The sequence below is a fragment of the Achromobacter sp. ACM01 genome (assembly GCF_014851745.1).
Taxonomy (GTDB): Bacteria; Pseudomonadota; Gammaproteobacteria; order Burkholderiales; family Burkholderiaceae_B; genus Achromobacter; species Achromobacter aegrifaciens.
This window is the reverse complement of record NZ_JACVAF010000002.1, coordinates 817,911-836,203: the sequence shown is the minus strand read 5'-3', so window position 1 is coordinate 836,203 and position 18,293 is coordinate 817,911. Positions and strand designations below refer to the sequence as shown.

The window sequence follows — 18,293 nt, the reverse complement described above, 5'->3', positions numbered from 1 at the left end:
CGGCAGTCGTCAGGCGGAAGACTCCGCTTGCGCCAGGCCCACACGCTGCTTGCGTTGGCGCATGGCCGACACCACCAGCAGCGCAATCAACCCCACGCACGCCACCACGAAGCCCAGGCTGATGGGCCGCGAGACGAAGATCGTCAGGTCGCCGCGCGACAGCAGCAGGGCGCGGCGGAAGTTCTCTTCCACCATGGGGCCAAGCACGAAGCCCAGCAACAGCGGCGCGGGTTCGAAGCGCATGCGGATCAGCGCGTAGCCCGCCGCGCCGAACAAGGTCACCATGGCCACGTCGAACAGATTGTTGTTGGTGCTGTAGACGCCCACGCAAACAAAGAACAGCGCCGCCGGGAACAGGTAGCGGAACGGCACCGTCAGCAGCCGCACCCACATGCCGATCAGCGGCAGGTTCAACAGCAGCAACAGCACGTTGCCGACCCAGAAGCTGGCGATCAGCCCCCAGAACATGTCGGCGTGCTCCACCATCATCTGCGGTCCCGGCTGGATGCCGTGGATGATCAGCGCGCCCAGCATCAACGCCATCACCGGATCGCCAGGGATGCCCAGGCTCATGGTGGGAATGAAGCTGGTCTGGGTCGAGGCGCTGGTGGCCGCTTCCGGTCCGGCGATGCCCTCGATGGCGCCGCGGCCGAAGCGGCGCGGCTCGCGCGCCACCTTCTTTTCCGTCGCATACGAAATGAACGAGGCGATGGTAGGGCCGGTGCCGGGCAGGATGCCGAAGGCCGCGCCGATTGCCGTGCCGCGCACCAGCGCGCCGCGCGACTGCTTGATGTCGCCGGCTTCGGGCCGCATCGACTTCATGCTGATCTTGGCGGTGGTCACCTTGGCGTCGCCGCCGATGCGGTTGATGTTCTTCAGGAAGTCCGCCACGCCGAAGAGACCCATGGCCAGCGCCACGATCTGTAGGCCGTCGGACAGTTCCAGGATGCCGAAGTGAAAACGCATCGTGCCGGTGTTGACGTCGGTGCCCACCACGCCCAGCAGCAGGCCCACCACCACCATCGCCACGCCCTTGATCGCCGACCCCTTGGCCAAGGTGGCGCCGGCCAGCAGGCCCAGCATCATCATGGAGAAGTACTCGGCGGGGCCGAACTTGAAGGCCACGTCAACCAGCATGGGCGAGAACAGAATCATCGCCAGGATGCCGACCGACGCGCCGCAGAACGACGAGAACATCAGCATGAACAGCGCCGAGCCAGCCTTGCCGTTGCGCGCCAGCGGATTGCCGTCCAGGCAGGCCACCGCGTGTGATGCGGTGCCAGGCAGGTTCAGCATGATGGAGGTAATGCCGCCGCCGTACTGCGAACCGTAGTAGATGCCTGACAGCATCACCAGCGCCGCCGTGGGCGTCATGGTGTAGGTCAGCGGCAGCAGGATGGAGATCGCGGCCAGCACGCCCATGCCCGGCAGCACGCCGATAAGGTTGCCCATGAACACGCCGAACACGGCCCACATGAGGTTGTCCAGCGCGAAGGCGACGGAGAACCCGTGCATCAGGTTGTTGAAGATTTCCATCGATCAGCCCCAGCGGAACAGCGGAAACTGCAGTTGCAGCGCCCAGGAGAAAACGGCCACGCCCAGCACGGTCACACCGGCGGCCAGCAGCGCCGCGCTGCGCGGCGTGTGCTGGCGGTCGCCCATCGCGGAAATGAAGACCAGCGCGAAGGTCGCGGGCACCAGGCCGCCGTATTTGCCCACCAGGATGAAGGCCATGAGTCCGCCGATGATGCAGCCCCAGCCGCGCCAGTCGGGCGGAGGCTCGTCCTCGGCGTCGTCATCGGCTGCCGCGGGCGCCGCGGCCATGCGCGCGATGATCAGGCCCAACAGCACCAGCAGCACGCCCAGGATCGCCGGGAACATCCCTGGCCCCATGCGCGCCAGGCTGCCGATGTTGTAGGTGGATGCCTGCGCGATGGCGCCCAGGCCCAGCACGATCATCGTGCCGGCGGCCCAGACTTCGCGCCGCGCGGCGCTGCGTTTGGATTGCATCTGTAGTCCTCCCGTTGTTGTGCTTTTGCCTGACTACGTTCTGAACAAAAGCTGACTTTTGAATGAACGCGGAAGTCTAGGAATTCAAACTTCCGTTCACCTTTCAGGGACACGGGATATGCGCCAAACAGGCTTTTTTTCCGCAAAAACGGGGGAAATCCCTAAGCGCGCGAGGATTGCGGGCAGGGTCGATGCGCGGCGCGCAGACGGGTGTTGCGGCGTTGCGCCGCGCGTTGTTGCGGCGGGGTATTCAGCCCTTGGGCGTCCAGGGCTTGCGCGGGCTGCCGGCCAGCGCGGCGTCAAGGCGCTGCCTGGCGGCCTGGGGCCAGCAGGCGTCCATGTCGTAGAACGCTTCGGCCGCCGGCACGTCGTCCGGTATGCCCACCCACGGGTGCTTGGAGCGCACGAAGCAATGCGCGCCAGGCGGGAAGTCGGCGGCGCGGTCCAGCGTGCCCGCATAGATCAGCGCCACCGTTTCGCCGAACCCCGGGTGATGGCTCCACAACAGGCCCAGGCAGGCCGCGCAGCGCACGACCACGACCGTCTCGCCATCATTGGCGTTCTTGTCCGCGGGATGGCGGCGCAGCTCGCCCCGCAACTGGTGCACGCGGTCGGATTCGATCACCGCGTTCATCGCAAAGGCGGTGCCGGCGTGCCGTTGGCACACGGTGCAATGGCAGCAATGCACGAACATGGGCGGGCTGGCGAGGCGGTAGCGGACCGCGCCGCAATCGCAGCCGCCCTCGATGGGAGCGTGGGTCACGATCAGTCTCCGGACAATGGGCGCATCCAGTGTATGAAGGCCCGTCCGGCAGCGGGAGTGGCGATCGCGTCATGTTGCGGGGGCATTTGCGTCATTGGCCATTGTCGGCGTCGACGCGTCAGGGGCAGGGCGCCGGCCTTTGTGGTCCACGCCAGAATCGCTTGCTATTTCAGGCAATTTAATGCTAAAATTCAGCATCTTTCGGCAAAATCATAACAAAACCAAGTGCCAGAAGATTTGTAAGTCGCTGGCGGCCGCGGCCGCCATTTTCGTTTGCGTTGCCTGCGCGCATGCCCCCCGCGCTCCGATGGCATCCATTGGAAACAGCATCCATGGCACGCACGAATCTCATGCATTGCGCTTTGCGCGGGGGAAAGCCATGCGTCCTGAACAGGAGAACGTTCATGTCTCATCAACTCGTTGGCAAGAAGTGGCAATTCGAGATTCCTCCCCTGGACTGGAAGGCGCCCGAGACCAATAAGGAAGCGGACATCAAGACCGTTGCCGCGGACGCCGATGCCGCCGAAGACCAGGACGCCTGACCCGGCGTTGCCATAACCCTGAAATAGCCGCCGGGCGGGCAGGGGCGTCAGCCCGCGTGCGTCACCACGCGATTTCGCCCCTGCTGCTTGGCCGCGTACAGCGCGGCATCCGCAGCCTGGAAGACCAGATCCACGTCCGCGCTGCCGGCCGTCCAGTGCGCCACGCCGGCTGACACCGTGATTTCCGGAGAGCCGCTCGCACGGCGCATCTCCGTGGTCTTGCGCAGGCGCTCAGCCATGCCCGTTGCTTCCCTGGGGCCCGCGCCGGGCAGCAGGATCAGGAATTCCTCGCCGCCGTTGCGGCAGAGTATGTCTGTCGGGCGCGAACAGTCGCGCATCAACTGCGCCATTCCCTGTATCGCCTCGTCGCCCACCGTGTGGCCGTAGGTGTCATTGACTCGCTTGAAATGGTCGATGTCCAGCGCGATCACCGCAAAGGGGGTGTCGGCCGCCTGCAGCGCATCCACCGCCTGACGCGTGCCGCGACGGTTGCGCAGCCCGGTCAGCGGATCGGTAATGCTGGCCTGGTTGAGCTTGCCGATCTTGTCCTGCAGGCTCGAGTAGCTGCGGATCACCGCGCGCTTGAGGCGCTGCGCCTCGAAGTACCAGGCTTTCACCGAGCGCACCCGCTGCATGGCCACCGCCATGTCGTGGTGCTCGACATTGGTGGCCAGTTGCGACAGCGGCTGCGAAATCTTGCGCGCACACCACCAGATCGCCAACAGGAACAGCAGGGCGAAGGGCGCCGCGTAGCGGATCAGCGCCCAGATGAGATCGTGCAAGGGCTCCAGCGTGGCCAACGCCGGGCGCTGCGCGATTATTCCCCAGCCGCTGCGCGAGACGTGGGCATAGCCGGCCAGCATGTCCACCCCGCGCGTGTTGATCAGGCGCTGCGCGCCATCCTCCCCGCGCATCACCGCCGCCACGGCGGGATTGCTGGTGACGTCCTCGCCGACGCGGTCGTTCTCGGCGTGATAGATCAGCCGCCCCTCGTTATCCACCACGTACAGATAAGACCCGTCCTGATAGGGATGCTTGCCCAGCAGGTTGTGCAGCGCGCCTTCGTTGCGCAGGTAGATCGTGCCCGACACGTAGCCCAGGTAGATGCCGCTTTCGGAATGAATGGGATACGAGACGTTGATCAGCAGGTTGCCGGCAACGGACACATAGGGCTTGCTGATCAGGGGCTTGCGCGTCTGCAACGCCATGCGGCTGGCGGCGTTGTCGACCCGCGTTCCCTGGAAGCTGCGGATGGCCTGGCTGGCCGCCACCATGACGCCGTCGGCGCGGATGATGGCGACCGTGTTGAAGCTGTCCGTCTGCTCCCGCAGGCGCGCGACTTCCGCGTTCAAGACTTCCGGCGCATCGAAGCGCCAGGCGACATGGCGGGCGCTGTACTCCAGTTGCTGCAGGGCCGAGTCCAGGAAGGTGCCCGCGCTCTCCGCCAGCTTGGCGGCGTACACCCGGTTGGATTCCAGCGTATTGGCGATGAGCTGTTCACGCTGCACCCGGTAACTGGCGTATAGGGCGTTGGCGGTAGCGGCGAGGGCGCTGCATACGGTAAGCGCAAGCACCAGCCCGCGTAGGTTGATTCGCATGAAGATCGTGTCGGGCAGGATTCGGGTTGCGGCGAGTGCGCGGGATTTTACCCGCGCGGGGCGTCCGGCTCGTCCAGCAGCCGGGCCGCGGGCGATTCGGCCGCCGCCCCGGCGCGGAAGTAGCCCATGACGGTGGCCACGCTGGCATGTCCGGTCATGGCCATGGTGTCGCCCAGCGGCACGTTGCGCCGTCCCGCCTCGGTCACGAATCCCGAGCGCAGGCTGTGCGCCGAAAACTCGCCTTCCAGGCCGGCCAGCTTGCAGCGTTCCTGCACGATGTCCCGTACCGCGGCCGCGGCCAGCGGCTCGCCCAGCACGTCGCCGCGCCGCACGCGCCGGAACAGCGGACCTTGCGTGATGCCGCTGGCGCGCAGCCAGGCGTCAAGCGCCTGGGCAGCCACGCCGACGATGGGCTTCTGGTCATTGGCGCGCACGGCGCCCGCCTGGTTGGTCTTGGAATACGCCAGCGCGTACAGAAACCCCTCGGCCGTGCGCCGCGTGTTTTCCATCGTGGCATGAACGACTTCGGAGCGCCTGCGCCCGCCGCTGGCCCAGGCGAACAGCAGCAGGGCGCGGTCACGCATGCCACGCAGGGAATCGTCACAGGTGGCCAGCATGGCCTCCAGCGGTTCGCGCGTGAGCGCCACCTTCTTGGCCGGCGCCGCGCCGCGCCGGGCATAGGCGCGCCGCGTCCTGGCAAGCAGCTCGCGCACCGCGGCCGCGCGGCAGGGGTTGGGGTGGGCTTGAAGTTCGTGCGCCTTGGACAGCACGGAAATGCGCTGCAGCAGCGTGTTGAGGCTGGGCGCGCCCAGCCTGCCTTTGGCTTTGAGCCGGACCAGTTCCTGATCCAACGCCAGCGGCAATTCCCATTTCAGGCCTTGCTCGGTGGAGCGCTGGGCATGGTCCACCACGAACTGGATCACGGCGGCTTCCGGCAAGGGCAGGGCAAAGGGGCGCGCATAGCGCAGCTCGAACCAGGCGCTCCAGTAGCGGATGGCGGCGCGGTAGCTGGCGACCGTATTGGCCGAACTGCCTTCGCGCAACAGCGCGCTGGCGGCGGCATCAGCCTGGGCGTCCAGGGTGAGCGGGTCCAGAACGGGCAGCGGCGCCTGCGTTTTCAGCTGTGTCATGGTTGAAGAGGGTGGGAAAATCGCATTTCATACATATTATTATGTATGCTGTATGATATCTAACATAAATATCAAATTACTCTCGATAAGGTTCCATTATCGTGGGTAATTATCCCGCAAATGCCGAATTCGGCACGGAGCAAGCGCATGGCCACCGGAATTACCGAAACTGACGTCTGGACCGCCGCCGACGCCTTGCTGCTGGAGGGCGCGCGGCCCACCATCGAACGGGTGCGACAGAAGATCGGCCGGGGCTCGCCGAATACCGTCAGCCCCTATCTGGAAACCTGGTTCCGGGCCTTGGGCGCGCGCATCAAGGACCCGGGCGCGTTTGCAGCGCCGGCTGCCGTCCCGGACCCCGTGGCGCAGGCCGCCTCGCACTTCTGGGAAGCCGCCTTGTCCGAGGCCCGCGCCCAACAGGAACAGGCCTATCGCGGGCGCTGGGAAGAACTGGCGCGGGAAGGGGAGCAATTGGCCTCGGACGCCGAACAGCTGCAGCAACGCGAAGCCCAGCTAGCGCACCGCGAACAGGATCTGCAGGAAGCTCTCAGGGTGGCGACCTCCCAATTGGCGGCCGCCGAAGACCGGCTGCAGTCGGCCGAACAGCAGCTGCGCCAACGCGACGAACTGCTCAGGCGCAACCAGCTGCAGCTGGAAGACGCCCGCAGCGCCACGCAGGCGGCGCTGGCGGAGAACGAGAAGACCCGCGCCCAGCATGCGCAAGCGCTCGATGCGCTGGAAACCCGTCATACCGCCCACGAACGCCGCTGGCTCAATGAGCTGGACAGCGAACGCGGCACGGTCAAGCGCTTGCAGGCGCGGCTGGACGATGCGCAGGCGGCCAGCCAACAGCAGGCGGCGCAGGCGCGCAAGGGGCTGGAACAGGAACAGCATCAGCGCCGCCAGGCGGAACAAGAGGCGCAAGCCCTGCGCACCGAAGTCCAGGCTATGCAAGTGCGCCAGCAAGCCGATCAGGCCGCGGCCGATACGGCCTTGACGGCGGCGCGCGATCGCGAAAGGACGCTGGAATCCCGGCTGGCGGCCGCCGAGCAGCGCTCATCCGACTGCCTCGCGCAGTTGAAAGGGAAGGACGAACAACTGGGCGAGCTGACCCGGCATCTGATGGCGCAGGCCCAGCGGCAGGACGCCGGTCATGCGCCGCCGAAACCCGCGCAGCCCTAGCGGTCCGTTGGATGCCGTCCGCATTGCACGCCGCAGCGGAAAGAATCCGTTGCATGAACCCCGGCCGCCCGATATTGTTGTAGCCACGGCCCGGCGCGCAACGCGCCTTGCCGCGCGGCATACCTGACTTGCCGCAGTAACCGGGCCTGCCGGAGGAACTATGTCATTTCGCGTGATTGCCTCGATGCTTTGCGCGCTGTTGCTGTGGTTGCCTCCATCGCCTGGATACGCCCAGACGGCGAAGGCCAAAGGCGATCCGCTGGCGCTGGCCTACAACATGAAGCCCTGGACCGGGGACTTCGACGGCATGGTCAAGCGCCGGCAAGTCCGGGTGCTGGTGCCCTACAATAAGACCCTGTACTTCCTGGACAAAGGCGGCACGCAGCGCGGCATCATCGCGGACATGATGACCGAGTTCGAGAACGACCTGAACCGGCAGCTCAAGACCAAGAACATCCGCGTGTACGTGGTGTTCCTGCCGACCTCGCGCGAACGCCTGATTCCCGATCTGCTGGCGGGCAAGGGCGACATCATCGCCGCCAATCTGACGGTCACTGAAGAACGCCAGAAGCTGGTGGACTTTTCCACGCCGCTGGCGTCGGGCGTGCGGGAGCTGGTCGTGGCCGCGCCAGGCGCGCCCGAGCTCAAGTCGCTGGACGACCTTTCCGGGCAGGAGCTCTTCATCAGCCCCGTCAGCAGCTACTACGGCAGCATCAAGAAGCTGAACGCGGATCTGGCGGCCAGGGGCCTGAAGCCCGCCATCATCCGTGACGCGCCGGGCACTTTCGAGACCGACGACATCCTGGAGATGGCCAGCGCGGACCTGGTCAAGTACACGGTCGCCGACCGCTACCTGGCGAATTTCTGGAAACAGATCTTCCCGCAGATCCGGGTCTACGAAAATCTGGAGGTCGACAGCGGCAGCGATATTGCCTTCGCCTTCCGCAAGAACTCGCCCAAGCTCGCGGCGGCGCTCAACCCCTTCATGGAGAAGAACCGCGTCGGCACCTCTTTCGGCAACCAGCAGCTGACCAAGTACCTGAAATCCGTGAAGTGGGTAAAGGCCGCCACCGATCCGGAGGAAATCGAAAAATTCCACCGCCTCGCTGACTTCTTCCGCAAGTATGGGGACCAATACAACATAGACTGGCTGCTGATGATGGCGCAGGGCTACCAGGAGTCCCGGCTGGACCAGGGCGCCAAAAGCTCGGTCGGGGCGATAGGCGTCATGCAGATCATGCCGGCCACCGGCAAGGAACTGAAAGTAGGTGACATCCGGCGCGAGGAATACAACATCCATGGCGGCGTCAAATACATCCGTTTCATGATCGACCAGTACTACGCGAAAGAGCCCATGACGGACCTGAACAAGGGGCTGTTCGCCTTCGCGGCCTACAACGCCGGCCCCGGCCGGATCAACCAATTGCGCAAGGACGCCGCCGCCCGCGGACTGGACCCGAACGTCTGGTTCGACAATGTGGAACGGGTGGCAGCCGAGCGCATCGGGCGTGAAACGGTGCAGTACGTGAGCAACATCTACAAGTACTACATCGCCTACACGCTGATCCGCGCGCAGGGCGCGGGCGACGGCGCGGGCGCCCCGCGTTAGCCGCAGGCGCCGCCGCTTGCGGGCGGCCGGTATATATACGCGCCGGATTTTCGGATAAATTCGCCAAAGACGCATTCAGGTGTACCAACCGGGCATATGCCCAACCGGCATCGATGCGCTACAAACCAGGGCTGCCGGCCCTGTCAGGAGCAGCGGTTGAATCCTCTTCCACGCCAGACGGTCGATCTCGCCCGCATCATCCTCGTCATCGTGATCCTGGCCGGCCTGATGGCAGGCAGCCTCTACATCCTGCGCCCGTTCCTGCCCGGCCTGGTCTGGGCAACCACGATCGTCGTGGCGACCTGGCCGGTCATGCTGGCGATCCAGCGCTATTGCGGCGGGCGGCGCTGGATGGGCACCCTGACGATGCTGGTCATCCTGCTGTTCGTCATCGTGCTGCCGCTTTACGAGGTGATCTCGACGCTGGCCTTGCACAGCAGCTCGATCATGGCGGCGGTCAAGAGCCTGCCCGACTACGCGCTGCTGGCGCCGCCCGCCTGGGTCCACGGCATTCCGCTGGTCGGCCCCAAGATTGCGCAGGAATGGCAGACCCTGTCGGACGCCGGCGCCGGCGGCCTGCTGGCCAAACTGGAACCGTACCTGACCAGCGCCGCGGCCTGGCTGCTCGGGCATGCCGCCATCGTCGGCGCCTTCATGATGCACATGCTGATCACGGTGGTCGTGGCCGGCATCCTCTACACCAAGGGCGAAGTGGCGGTCGATTTCGTGCGGCGCTTCTTCAACCGGCTGGCGGGCCAGCGCGGCCTGGCGGCCGTCAAGCTTGCCGGGCAGGCGATACGCGCCGTGGCCCTGGGCATCGTCGTGACCGCCGTGGTGCAGTCCGGGCTGGGCGGGATCGGCTTGTGGATCGCGGGCGTGCCGGCTGCCGGCATCCTTACCGCGCTGATGGTGATGCTGTGCCTGGCGCAACTGGGGCCTTTCCTGCCCATGCTGGCCGGCGTGGTCTGGCTGTTCCAGAACGACATGAAGCTGGCGGCCGCGGTGCTGCTGGTCTGGTCGGTGCTGGTGGCGATGCTGGACAACCTGCTGCGGCCGCTGCTCATCAAGCGCGGGGTCAACCTGTCCTTGCTGCTGATCCTGGTGGGCGTGCTGGGCGGCTTGTTTGCCTTCGGCATCGTGGGCCTGTTCATCGGCCCGGTGATCCTGGCGGTGACCCATACGCTGCTCAAGGCCTGGATCGACGAAGTGCCGCCGCCCGCCGCGCTGGACGCGGAAACGCAACCGGCGGCAACGCCCGCGGGACACGCCGAATTCCCGCCGGTCTGAACGCCGCCCGCATCGGCTGCCAGCCAGGCCGCGGCCGGCAGCCTGCCGGGGAAGGGCGTAACATCTGCCTCACGTCGCGGGCGCAAGGCCCGCTTTTCTGGCAACACCCCGGCAATACCTCATGACGATGCACCCACTGGCGCCGCTGCAAGGCGGCTATTCTTTCCGGTCCGAACGGCGGTCCGAATCACGGTCCGAACTGCGGCTCGATTCATGGCCTGACTCCACGCCCGGCCCCGCGGCTTCCCAGCACAAGGCGGTGGTGCGATGAGCGAAAGCGTACGCCTGGCCAAGCGCTTGGCCACCGAACTGTCCTGCTCGCGCGGCGACGCAGAACGCTACATAGAAGGCGGCTGGGTCGCCGTGGATGGCAAGCAGGTCGAGGAGCCGGGCTATCGGGTGGCGCCCGGCCAGTCCGTGGGCCTGCTGCCAGGCGCGCGCCTGGAAGACGCGCGTCCCGTGACCATCCTGCTGCACAAGCCCGCCGGCCTCTACGCCAATGACGAGCCCGGCTCTGCGCGCGACCTGATCCTGCCCGAAAACCTGATGCCCGGCGACCGTTCCGGGCAGCGCTACCTGAAGCGCATGCTTAATGGCCTGAAGCTGGTCACGCCGCTGGAACGCGCAGCCAGCGGCCTGGTCGTCTACACGCAGGAATACCCGATCGCGCGCAAGCTGGTGGAAGAAGGGCGCTACGTGGAGCAGGAGTACGTGGCCCAGGTGTCCGGCCAGCTCAGCGCCGCCGACCTGGCGCGCCTGCAGCGCGGCATGGCTTATGACGGCCGCGCCGCCACGCCCATGAAGGTCAGCTGGCAGAACGAAACCCATCTGCGCTTCGCCCTGAAGACGCCTGCGCCAGGCTTCATCGAATACGTGTGCGACGCGGCGGGATTGCGCCTGCAGGCCCTGCGCCGCATCCGCATCGGCCGCCTGCCGATGGCGGGCCTGGCCCTCGGCCAGTGGCGCTACCGCCTGGACTACGAACGTTTCTGACGGCAGCAGGGATGACCATGGAACAAGCGCCGCAAGGCCTGCCACCACAGCGAAATACCGGACGCAGGGGTTTTCTGATCAACACCGGGGCCCTGTGCCTGTCCGCGGCCTTGGCCGGCTGCGCGGCGCCCAAGCCGCCGCCGCGCCGCGCGCCGCAATCGGCCAAGCCCGGTTCCGCGGCGCCCCCGGTTGCCAGCGGCGCAGCAACGCCAGTGCCCGCGCTCAAGCCCGGTGCGCGCGTCGCCATCGTGGCGCCCGCGTCCGCCGCGCTGGATGCCGCGGATGACGCGGCCGAATGGTTGCTGGCGCGAGGCTATGTGCCGCAGGTCATGCCGGCCTCGCGTTCGCGGCTGGACGCCCCCTATGACTATCTGGCGGGTTCGGACGCCGACCGCTTGGCCGACCTGCATGCGGCCTTCGCCGCGCCGGATATCGGCGCCGTCTGGTGCCTGCAGGGCGGCTTCGGTTCGTGGCGCCTGCTGGATCAGCTGGACTTCGATCTGCTGCGCCGCCACCCCAAGCCGTTCATCGGCTACAGCGACATCACGGCGCTGCACCTGGCCATGCAGCGCCGCGCCGGCTTCGTCACGTTCCACGGGCCGATGCTGGCGCAGGACCTGCTGGCCGGCAAGCGTGAACCCACCGAATCGCATTTGCTGTCCATGGTCAGCGGCCAGGTGGGGCAGGGAGCGTGGATCACGCCGCCGCCCTATGCCACCGCCACGGAACTGATACCGGGCACGGCGACCGGGCGGCTGATCGGCGGCAATCTGGCGCTGATCGGCGCACTGATCGGGTCCGATTGCGAAATCGACACCAGCGGCGGAATTCTTTTCATCGAGGACGTGAACGAAGCCTTGCCCCGCATCGACCGCTTGTTGAGCCAACTGGCCGCCGCTGGCAAGTTCGACGACCTCAAAGGCGTGCTGGTTGGCAACTTCACCCGCATCCTCGGCGTGCCGGGCGACGATGCCCAGGCGCAGGGGCTGCTGTATCCGCTGATACTCGACCAGTTCCGCTCGCGCGGCATTCCGGTGCTGGCCGGATGGCCCAGCGGCCATGGCGATCCGAACCTGACCTTGCCGCTGGGCGCACAGGTCACGCTGGACACGGCGCGTGGCGGATTGCGGCTGGAACAGGCGATTGTAGTTTGACCTGTTTTGCTAATTTTATGAGTCATAAATTACACTAATGCCTCATTAATAGAGCATTCTTAATTCCTAATATGTCTCATTAATAGTGCAAACGAACAAACAAAGCACTATTATTGACTCATGAAAAAGAAGATCGAACCCAGCTTCGATGCCGCCAGTGCGCTTGCGCGCCTTGGCGCCAACATCCGCACCGCCCGGCTGCGCCGCGCCGAAACCGAATCCACGCTGGCCGCCCGCATGGGCGTGTCGCGCGCCACCATCACGCGCCTGGAACGCGGCGACGGCGGCGTGTCCCTGGCGCTGGCCATTGAAGCCTTGCTGCAGTACGGCTATGCGGACCAGATCTACGCCCTGGGCGATCCCGACCTGGACGGCGTAGGCAAACGCCTGGACGCGGTGCGCCGGCCCAGCCGGGGCAGCGGCAAGACGCCCAACACGCACCGCGCCGATCCTACCCAGCTGTAGCGCCACGCAAATCGTGAAAGCAAGAAAGCACAAATCGGTGGAAAGCGAGCTGTATGTCTACGTCGACATCCGCGGCGAGGCCGTGCTCGCCGGCCTGCTGACGCTGGACGATTCGGATGAAAGCCGCTTCTACGCCGAGTTCACCTATGTGCAGTCCTATGTGAACGATCAGCGCGCCTTTGCGCTGGATCCGCTGAACCTGCCGCTGGTGGACGCGCGCACCACCTTCCGCACCGAAAGCCGCTACGAAACGCTGGGCGCGATCTTTGACGCCGCCCCCGACGCATGGGGCCGCAACGTCATGCGCGTGGACAACGCCGGCGCCCGCGTGACCGAGGACGAAGTCCTGCTCAAGGGACGCGGGATGGGCGTGGGGGCGTTGTTCTTCAGCGCCCGCCGGCTTACGCCGAACATGCGCAAGACCTATCGCCTGCCGGAACTCAGCCAGGTGGAATCGCTTGCGGACCTGCTCACCGATATCGATCAGGGCGTCAAGCCCAAGGGCCTGTACCGCGACATCCTGGGCAGCTCCTGGGACATCGGCGGCGCGCGCCCCAAGACCATCGTGCGCGACGAGCGCGGCGAAATGTGGATCGCCAAGTTTCCGCGCAAGGGGGATTCCTACGACCGCCAGCGCGTCGAATACGCCAATCTGCAGATGGCGCGCGCCATCGGCCTGACGGTGCCCGAGATCCGCCTGGCTGAAACGCATCTGGGCGCGGTGCTGCTGACGCACCGCTTCGACCGCGAGCTGCTGCCGGCCGGGCAGGGCGCGACTCCCATCGTCGCGCGCCGCCATTTCCTCAGCGGCGCCTCCCTGATCAGCCCCTCGGCGCAGATCGGCAAACGCGAACTCGACGAGGCGCGCGGCAAGGCCACGTATTCCTACGCGCGGCTGGCGGACGTCACGCGCCGGATTTCGTCCAACCCGGTGCGGGACTTGAAGGAACTGTACGCGCGCATGATCCTGAACGTCGCCGTCCACAACACCGACGACCACTTGAAGAACGTCGGCTTCCTGAAGGACGAGGGCGCGCAGACCTACCGGCTGTCGCCCCTGTTCGACGTGGTTACGCAGGAAGGCTCCGCCAGGCACTACCTGCACATCGGCGCAGCCGGCCGGGAAAGCTCATTCCAGAACTGCCTGAGCGAATACCGGCGCTTCGGCCTGCGGTCTGAAGCCGTCGCTCGCGGCATCCTTGAGCACGTGCGCGAGGTGGTGGAGCAACGCCAGCGCTACTACGCCATGGCCGGGATGACGGCGCAGGAAATCGGGCATGTGGAAGCATCCTTGACGGCCTGGCGCCACGCGGCATAACCCGTCCGCGTCGCGGCCCTACACCCGCTTGGCCGACCAGTTCCCCCGGCCGGCGGCGCTGCCGCTCATCTGCTTGCCATTCACCGTCCCGGTATAGCGCACGCCGTTGGCGACAAAGGAGATCTCGGCGCCATTCAGCCGCGCCTCCGAAATCGGCGCGCCGCCCAGCTTGCCCGACAGGCGCTGGTAGCGCTGCTCCAGCTGCAGGGGCTGGCCGTCCACCTCCCAGTTGCCCGCCACCTTGGCGGGCACGATCCACAAGAGCGCCGTGCAGTAGGTGCTGCAGTCCTGCCGGATGGTTTCCTCGGCGTCCGGCTCCCAATCGCCCATGCGGAAGGAGTTCGACACGATGCGGGTGCCGGGCGCCAATTCCAGCAGCTTGGGCCGCAGTTTTTCGTTGATGGTCGACAGCAGGAACATGGTGATCACGTCCGCCTGCGACAGATCGGTGGCGAACAGGTCCGCCGTCACGAAGGTGGCGCGGTCGGCAACGCCGGCGCGCTGCGCGTTGCGGCGCGACAGTTCGACCAGGTCCGGGTTGTACTCGATGCCCTGGGCCGTCAGGCCGCGCTGGGCCGCGGTGATGACGGTGCGCCCGTCGCCCGAGCCCAGGTCCATCAATTTGTCCTTGGGCGTGACCTTGGCCATGTCCAGCATGGTATCGACCAGGGCCTGCGGCGTAGGCACCCAGATGACGTCCTTGCCGTCCTGGCCCACGTCCGGCACGTACTCTTTCTGTTCCGAGGGCTGCGCGGCGGCGGCCAGCGACGGCAGCGGGACGCATGCCAGGGCCAGCGCGGCCGCCGACGCGAGCACGGCGCCGCGCAGGGGCGGCATGGCGCTACGGGCGGCGGATCTGAAGGACTGAATCGCGATGTGCATGATGTGGACTCCTTGCAGGTAAGGCATGCGGACGGGATCGCCGCCCCGGGGAAACCTTGGTCAGGCCCGCGGCGGCGCGGGCCCCAGCAGGCGCAGCAGCGGCAGGCCCGCCGCCAGCACCGCCAGCCCGATCAGCGCGCCGGCGCCGGCGTACATGGCGCTGGAAACCACCAGGCCGGCGCAGGTCAGCGCCAGCAGCAGCGGGGGCAAGGGATAGAGCGGCACGCGGAACGGGCGCGGCCGATCCGGATCGATGCGCCGCAGGCGCCACACCGAGGCCGCAACCAGCAGCATGAAGATCCAGAACACCGGTGCGGTATAGGCCACCAGGGTCTGCACGCTGTTCTGGCTGAAGGCGCCCAGCGCGATCAGCGCAAGCGTGATCGCGCCCTGGACCAGCAGTGCGGATGCGGGCGTCTCGCCTTGCGCGTTCCACGCCGCCAGCGCGCGCAGCCGCGGCACGTCGCGGCCCAGGGCGCAATACACCCGCGCGCCGGTGATGATGGTGCCGTTGATGGTGCTGAGCGCCGTGGCGCAGATCGTCAGGCTGAGCAGGGCTGCAGCGTAGGGGCCGGCCGCCAGCTGCATCACGTCCGCCCCCAGCGCCGGCGTATCGCGCAGCCCCTGCAGGCCGAAGATCTCCAGCAGCGCCAGGTTGGTCAGCACGTACGCGCCCGTCACCAGCAGCGTGCCGATCAGCAGCACCCGGCTCATGTTGCGGCCCGGGTCGCGCAGCTCGCCGCTGAGATAGGCGGCTTCGTTCCAGCCGCCATAAGTCAGCAGCACGAACACCATGCCCATGCCCAGCAGGCCCGCGGTATTGCCGGTCAAAGGCCCCGGTTCGGCAGCGCTGCGCAGCGGGCTGTCTCCCGCGGCGGCCAGGCTGGCGATCAGCACCGCCGCCAAGGCCGCCACCGTCAGCGCAGTGAACACCCATTGCAACCGCTTGGAATAGCGCGTGCCCGCCACGTTCAAGGCGGTCAGCGCCACCACCGATATCGCCGCGTGCAGGGCGGGGCCGTACGGACCAAGGGGCGCGAGCCGTTGCGCGTAATCGCCATAGATATAGGCGACCACGGCGATGGCGCCCGTCTGGATGACAGAGCAACGCGCCCAGGCGAACATCAGTCCCACCTGCCGGCCCCAGGCCCGTGTCAGGTACAGGTATTCGCCGCCCGCGCCGGGATAGGCCGAGCCCAGCTCGCCGTAGCAAAGCGCGCCGACCAGCATCACCAGGCCGCCCGCGCACCACAAGGCGATGTACATCGCCTCGGAACTCGCGTGCTGCGCCACCAGCGGCGGAAAGCCGAAAATGCCGATCCCGATCACCACGCCCACCAGCACCATGGTGGCATCCATCACCGACAAGCCGGCCGGCGCGCGCGGCTGGAGCAACAGGGCCGGATTCGCGGGCGAACGCAGGGTGGGCTGTGTCATCGGATGCTCTCGGTTGGGCGCGGCGGGCGCGTGCAGACGGCGCCATTTGGGGACGGTGCCTGACAATCACCTGAACAATTTGCGACCGTATTCCGTGCGGGAAAGTTTCTCCGGGTTTTCCCGTGAGAATCGATGATTTCTCTAATTCAGCATAGATTCAGCATAATCTAAGTTCTTAGAATAATTGACTAACCAATTGATTAATATGATTTTAATGTCATATTTAATGTCCTTTATTTAAAGTAATTTCTCATCAATGAATCAAGCTCGATATGCAACGCCTCCCGCGCTATGCTGATTGCGGCGGACGCGCGCCACACGAGCGGCCGCCGCAAAGGAAGGGGAGCCAAACCGCAATTCAGGAGCAGCGACATGAAGCTATCCATACGCGTGGCCACGGCAGCGCTGGCGCTTTCCGGACTGATGGGCCTGGCGCCCGCCGCGATGGCCCACCACGGCTGGTCGTGGGCCGAATCCGAACAGATGACGTTGCAAGGCACGGTCCAGCAAGTGCAGATCGCGCCCCCGCATCCCTGGCTGGACGTACGCGCCGACGACGGCGTCTGGCGCGTGGAGCTGGGCAATCCCACCCAGACCAAGGACGCCGGATTCGTCGAAGGTTCGGCCAAACCGGGCGATGCCATCGTCGCCGTCGGCAACCGCGACCGCGAGTCGGACGCCAAGCGCATGAAAGCCGTCCAGATCAAGGTAGGCGGCAAGACCTACGACATCTATCCCAGCCGCATCAAGAAGCCCTGACCGGCCGGGCCATGCCTGAGCTGCTGCGTCTTGCGCTGGAACAGCTTCAGACCCTGCCGCCGTCGATCTGGCTGCGGCGGTGGAGCACGCTGTATCTGCTGGTGAACGCCGCCCATATCGGCGCCATCGGCCTGCTCATAGGCTCCATCGTTCCGCTGGACCTGCGCCTCCTGGGGTGGCTCAAGCCTGGACCGCTGGCTGTGCTGGCGCCGGTGTTGGCGCGGACTGCGGCAGCGGGCCTGGCGCTGGCGGCGTTGACGGGCGCCATGCTTTTCAGCGTCCAGCCGCTGGAGTACCTGGCGAATCCCGCGTTCGGGATCAAGATGGGTCTGCTGGCCGCGGGTGCGATCAATGCCGTGCTTGCACGGCGCAGCCTGGCCTGGCAGACGGTGCGGGATCAGGGCAGTGCGACGGGCGCCATGCGCGTGCGCGCAGGCGCTTCGCTGTTTTTATGGCTGGCTTGCCTGGTGGCGGGGCGCTGGATCGGGTTCCTGTCTTAGGAGCCAGGGCCTTGCGCGTGCGGCGATCGCAGCGCCCGGAAAATCAACGTGCGGCGTCGGCCACGGCCTCGACCGTGATGCGCAGTTGCACTTCGTCGCTCACGCCGGGCGCAAACGCGTCCACGCCGAAATCGCTGCGCTTGACCACCGTCATGGCGTCAAAGCCGATGGCCGGACGCTGCGCCATGGGATGGATGCCTTGCTTGTTCTGGCGCGCCTGCAGCACCACCGGTTTTTCGATGTTCTTGATGCGCAGGACGCCACTGATGCTGAGATTGCCGTTGCCGTGGTCGGTGACCGAGGTGCTCTTGAACTGGATGTCCGGGTACTTGGCCGCCTGGAAGAACTCGGCGCCTTGCAGCATTTCGTCCAGCTTGGGTACGTGCGACGTCAGGCGCGCCACCGGCACGCGCAGGTCGACGGCCGACTTTGCGGGCTGCGCGGCGTCGTAGCGGATCACGCCCGTCACGGCCCCGGCATGCGCGGTGGGCTTGGAGAAACCCAGGTGGTCCCAGGTCACCACGACTTCCGTGTGTTCCGGGTCGATCTGGTAATCCACGGGCGCGGCGTGCGCCGGCAGGCTGCCCAAGGCCAGCAGCGAGGCGGCCAGAAATGCTGCGTAGGTGTGCTTCATTCGATTCTCGGTATGTTCGGCGTCCGGAGG

General features: G+C 66.3%; 18 protein-coding genes. 10 read left to right on the top strand and 8 right to left on the bottom strand.

The window, feature by feature from the left end; genetic code table 11:
• Nucleotides 1-9: 9 nt before the first annotated feature.
• The 3 genes from IB268_RS12255 to IB268_RS12245 form a co-directional block, all read right to left on the bottom strand.
• The gene (locus IB268_RS12255; protein WP_054454346.1) at nt 10-1,536 is read right to left on the bottom strand and encodes a tripartite tricarboxylate transporter permease; all 1,527 of its coding nucleotides are present in this window, start codon (nt 1,534-1,536) and stop codon (nt 10-12) included.
• A gap of 3 nt (nt 1,537-1,539) precedes the next feature.
• Entirely contained in the window at nt 1,540-2,010 is a 471-nt protein-coding gene (locus tag IB268_RS12250; protein WP_054454349.1) for a tripartite tricarboxylate transporter TctB family protein, read from the bottom strand.
• A 250-nt stretch (nt 2,011-2,260) separates the two neighbouring features.
• Entirely contained in the window at nt 2,261-2,773 is a 513-nt protein-coding gene (locus IB268_RS12245) for a GFA family protein (protein ID WP_054454352.1), read from the bottom strand.
• A 404-nt stretch (nt 2,774-3,177) separates the two neighbouring features.
• Here IB268_RS12245 and IB268_RS12240 point away from each other — a divergent pair, with 404 nt between their 5' ends.
• Entirely contained in the window at nt 3,178-3,315 is a 138-nt protein-coding gene (locus tag IB268_RS12240) for a hypothetical protein (RefSeq protein WP_166738303.1), read from the top strand.
• A gap of 47 nt (nt 3,316-3,362) precedes the next feature.
• On the opposite strand, the gene IB268_RS12235 is transcribed toward IB268_RS12240, so the two are convergent.
• A complete protein-coding gene (locus tag IB268_RS12235) occupies nt 3,363-4,913 on the bottom strand; it encodes a sensor domain-containing diguanylate cyclase (RefSeq protein ID WP_192354309.1) in 1,551 nt (516 codons plus the stop codon).
• A gap of 47 nt (nt 4,914-4,960) precedes the next feature.
• Nucleotides 4,961-6,043 carry a site-specific integrase gene (locus tag IB268_RS12230; protein WP_192354308.1) on the bottom strand — a complete coding sequence of 361 codons (1,083 nt, stop codon included), beginning with the start codon at nt 6,041-6,043 and terminating at the stop codon, nt 4,961-4,963.
• Between the two features lie 147 nt (nt 6,044-6,190).
• Here IB268_RS12230 and IB268_RS12225 point away from each other — a divergent pair, with 147 nt between their 5' ends.
• The 7 genes from IB268_RS12225 (at nt 6,191) to IB268_RS12195 (ending at nt 14,051) form a co-directional block, all read left to right on the top strand.
• Complete coding sequence (locus IB268_RS12225) at nt 6,191-7,225, top strand: DNA-binding protein (protein WP_175213397.1); 1,035 nt, start codon at nt 6,191-6,193, stop codon at nt 7,223-7,225.
• 160 nt (nt 7,226-7,385) lie between these two features.
• Nucleotides 7,386-8,834: a transporter substrate-binding domain-containing protein gene (locus tag IB268_RS12220; RefSeq protein WP_119452036.1), complete on the top strand. Its 1,449-nt coding sequence runs from the start codon at nt 7,386-7,388 to the stop codon at nt 8,832-8,834.
• Between the two features lie 156 nt (nt 8,835-8,990).
• A complete protein-coding gene (gene ydiK, locus IB268_RS12215) occupies nt 8,991-10,121 on the top strand; it encodes an AI-2E family transporter YdiK (protein WP_054454367.1) in 1,131 nt (376 codons plus the stop codon).
• A 267-nt stretch (nt 10,122-10,388) separates the two neighbouring features.
• Complete coding sequence (locus IB268_RS12210) at nt 10,389-11,114, top strand: RNA pseudouridine synthase (RefSeq protein WP_054454369.1); 726 nt, start codon at nt 10,389-10,391, stop codon at nt 11,112-11,114.
• A 212-nt stretch (nt 11,115-11,326) separates the two neighbouring features.
• Entirely contained in the window at nt 11,327-12,268 is a 942-nt protein-coding gene (locus tag IB268_RS12205; protein WP_192354469.1) for an LD-carboxypeptidase, read from the top strand.
• A 120-nt stretch (nt 12,269-12,388) separates the two neighbouring features.
• Complete coding sequence (locus IB268_RS12200; protein ID WP_192354307.1) at nt 12,389-12,733, top strand: helix-turn-helix transcriptional regulator; 345 nt, start codon at nt 12,389-12,391, stop codon at nt 12,731-12,733.
• A 13-nt stretch (nt 12,734-12,746) separates the two neighbouring features.
• Nucleotides 12,747-14,051, top strand: a complete 1,305-nt coding sequence (locus tag IB268_RS12195; RefSeq protein ID WP_244958647.1) for a type II toxin-antitoxin system HipA family toxin — start codon at nt 12,747-12,749, stop codon at nt 14,049-14,051.
• 18 nt (nt 14,052-14,069) lie between these two features.
• Here IB268_RS12195 and IB268_RS12190 read toward each other — a convergent pair whose 3' ends face one another.
• Together IB268_RS12190 and IB268_RS12185 are read right to left on the bottom strand one after the other, a co-directional pair.
• Nucleotides 14,070-14,933: a cyclopropane-fatty-acyl-phospholipid synthase family protein gene (locus IB268_RS12190; protein ID WP_225591365.1), complete on the bottom strand. Its 864-nt coding sequence runs from the start codon at nt 14,931-14,933 to the stop codon at nt 14,070-14,072.
• A gap of 60 nt (nt 14,934-14,993) precedes the next feature.
• Nucleotides 14,994-16,292, bottom strand: a complete 1,299-nt coding sequence (locus IB268_RS12185; RefSeq protein WP_054454863.1) for an APC family permease — start codon at nt 16,290-16,292, stop codon at nt 14,994-14,996.
• Nucleotides 16,293-16,742: 450 nt separating this feature from the next.
• Between IB268_RS12185 and IB268_RS12180 the strand changes: the two genes are divergently transcribed.
• Nucleotides 16,743-17,129, top strand: a complete 387-nt coding sequence (locus tag IB268_RS12180; protein WP_054454374.1) for a DUF6152 family protein — start codon at nt 16,743-16,745, stop codon at nt 17,127-17,129.
• An 11-nt stretch (nt 17,130-17,140) separates the two neighbouring features.
• Complete coding sequence (locus IB268_RS12175) at nt 17,141-17,629, top strand: DUF6644 family protein (protein WP_054454377.1); 489 nt, start codon at nt 17,141-17,143, stop codon at nt 17,627-17,629.
• Between the two features lie 43 nt (nt 17,630-17,672).
• Here IB268_RS12175 and IB268_RS12170 read toward each other — a convergent pair whose 3' ends face one another.
• Nucleotides 17,673-18,263 (bottom strand): YceI family protein, encoded by a 591-nt coding sequence (locus tag IB268_RS12170; protein ID WP_054454380.1) that lies wholly within the window; start codon nt 18,261-18,263, stop codon nt 17,673-17,675.
• Nucleotides 18,264-18,293 lie beyond the last annotated feature (30 nt).